Origin of the sequence: Rhodococcus sp. LB1, assembly GCF_001583455.1 — a bacterium.
Classification (GTDB): Bacteria; Actinomycetota; Actinomycetes; order Mycobacteriales; family Mycobacteriaceae; genus Rhodococcus_F; species Rhodococcus_F opacus.
Genome location: NZ_LTCZ01000445.1, coordinates 1 through 2,245 on the forward strand (window position 1 = coordinate 1; position 2,245 = coordinate 2,245).

Consider the following 2,245-nt stretch of genomic DNA (forward strand, 5'->3'; position numbering starts at 1 on the left):
TGCATCGCGGAGACCTACTGTCGGTCGCTGCCGCTCGATGATCACATTCCGAGGATCCTGCGGAAAGCCAAGCTGGCGGGCCGGGTCCTGTCCCAGGTCACCGTCACCGACGATGCCCCGGTCGCACTGGTGCACGGCTCACATTTGGCGGCGATCGGTCAGGACACCTGGCTGACGAAATGCGACCCCGTCGACTACCGGACCACCCGGGACTGGGCAGCATCCATCCTGCACGGGACCGACGGGGTACTCGGCATCAAATACCGGGCACGCAACGACGAGGACAGGTTCTCCGTCGTCATGACCATCAAACCCAATGCCGGTGTGGGGCTGCATGATCTGATGGCCGTCTCCCGGGGCCCGATCGTTCTCGATGACCGCGCCGGGGTGGAGCTGGTCAGATCCCATCTCGCAAAATACAACGCAACCGTCATCTAAGCGACTTCGTTGATCTCCTACTGTCTGTCACCGGCGTTGACTGTGGGAGATAAACCCGTGAAAAGCCAACCGTCAGTGCAATTTCCCTGCCTGTATGACGCTGCGACAGACCACGTAGCAAAGGACATCCTTGGGACGCTCGAAGAAGGCAACGCAGGCCACACAGGCCGCGAAGAAGAGGCGGAAAAGGCCAAACGACAGACCCGCGGTACAAGCCCGAGCGTGAACGCGAGTTTCCCCGACTCCAGGGCAATGGTTCTCAGCAACCCATTCGACGCGACCGCACAGGGGGCGCTGATCGAACTGGCACCGGAGCTGACCGTCGAGGAGTACCACACACTCCGGGACACTGGCGACAACCCGAAGCCTGATGAGTACGACCTTGTCGATCCCACCCTTACGCGCATGCTCAAGGGTCGCCGCGAGTGGGAGAGCTATGAAGACGGGACGTGGGATCCCGTTCCGAACCGGGACCACGTCGCGACAGTCTGGGGTGAGTTCGCCCAACCATTACATATCGCGGTCGGATTTGCCGCCGCCGATGGACCCCGGTGGGAGGTAAACTATCCCTCCCCGGACGAGGACTTTCGCGCCCCCGCCGAGACGCCCTCCTCGCCGAACTCGACCGACTCGAACACCTGGGCCACCAGCCGATAGATACCCGACCAATNNNGTCGTCGACGCGGACTGTCCACCTGGGGCCCCACTCCACGCGTTCGGCACCGCCCTCGGACGGGCGATGAGGTGTCAGTGGGCGTCGTGGAAAGCTTGTACGATCTCGGCGCGGATCCGTCCGCGAGAGGACATTTCGTAGCCCTGTTCTGTCGCCCACTCGCGGATCTTCTTGACCTCGCCCGTCCTCGGAGTCGATCCGGTCGGGTTCGCTGTCCGATTCGAGCGGTGCTTCCTTCCTCCGACCCTTCTGGAATGAGCAATCCAGTAGTCGAGAGCGTCGCGGAACTCCTTGGCGTGCTCGCCCTTTAGATCGATCTCGTACTCGACGCCATCAACCGCATAGTTGATGCTCTCCCCCTCGTCGCCGAACACTGTCCCGTCGATATCGTCCACCAACTCCACCACAGCCCTGTGCGCCACGGAATCCACTCCCACCTTCATCGATACCAACGAAACAAATGTACGGCACTCGTGCCGGACAACGGCATAACCGATAGCTACGCTAGCTATGATTGCATTGCGCCAAAAGTTGGCGATTAGTCTCGTCGCACAGCACCCTGTCATCGTGTGCGAGCGGCCGCCGCCGGAATCCCCTGAGGATTCTCATCAACGACGCTAGCCGGCTTTTCACCAGACGATCTCAACGCAAGCGGCCCCTCTTCGCTTTCGTCACGGTGATGTAGTTTGAGCGGCGGTTCGCCGTACCGTCCCTCCGATCGCCACCGACCCACGTAGTCGCAGAAGCACTCTCGGGCCTACAGGTGCGACATCAACGGCATCCGCCGGACCGGCTGCGTGTAGGGCTGCCGCAACCCCATGTGTCCACCTCCTCCTGTACCCACCTCCACTCCCCCGCGCAGGGAGTCCGCTGGCGTAGTGCGGCCCAGCCGCACCCAGGTACAAGGGTGAACTCCCGCGGACCGGAGTCCAGGTCTTCGGCGACTCCCAGGACCGCGCGTGACCGTGCCCGGCAGAGCGTTTCTTCCCGGTCGACATGATGGGCATCAGAATGTCGGCAACCGCGGTCGGGACACCGCACACTAGGTGTCGGTGTCGGCACACCATTGATCGGAAAAGTATCACGCGGGAGCAGTAGCGGATCTCGGATACCGACGCCGCAGCTGGGACAGCT

Annotated in this window: 3 protein-coding genes; 2 read left to right on the forward strand and 1 reads right to left on the reverse strand. The window is 62.3% G+C overall.

Annotated features, from left to right (window positions below; all coding sequences use genetic code 11):
- The coding region (locus tag AZG88_RS48835; protein ID WP_061701590.1) for an RES domain-containing protein at positions 1-438 on the forward strand (438 nt) is incomplete at its 5' end.
- Between the two features lie 57 nt (positions 439-495).
- Positions 496-1,095: a hypothetical protein gene (locus tag AZG88_RS48840; RefSeq protein WP_156517800.1), complete on the forward strand. Its 600-nt coding sequence runs from the start codon at positions 496-498 to the stop codon at positions 1,093-1,095.
- A 90-nt stretch (positions 1,096-1,185) separates the two neighbouring features.
- Here the strand turns inward: AZG88_RS48840 and AZG88_RS48845 are convergent, their stop codons facing one another.
- Positions 1,186-1,533 (reverse strand): histone-like nucleoid-structuring protein Lsr2, encoded by a 348-nt coding sequence (locus AZG88_RS48845; RefSeq protein ID WP_061701592.1) that lies wholly within the window; start codon positions 1,531-1,533, stop codon positions 1,186-1,188.
- Positions 1,534-2,245: the final 712 nt, after the last annotated feature.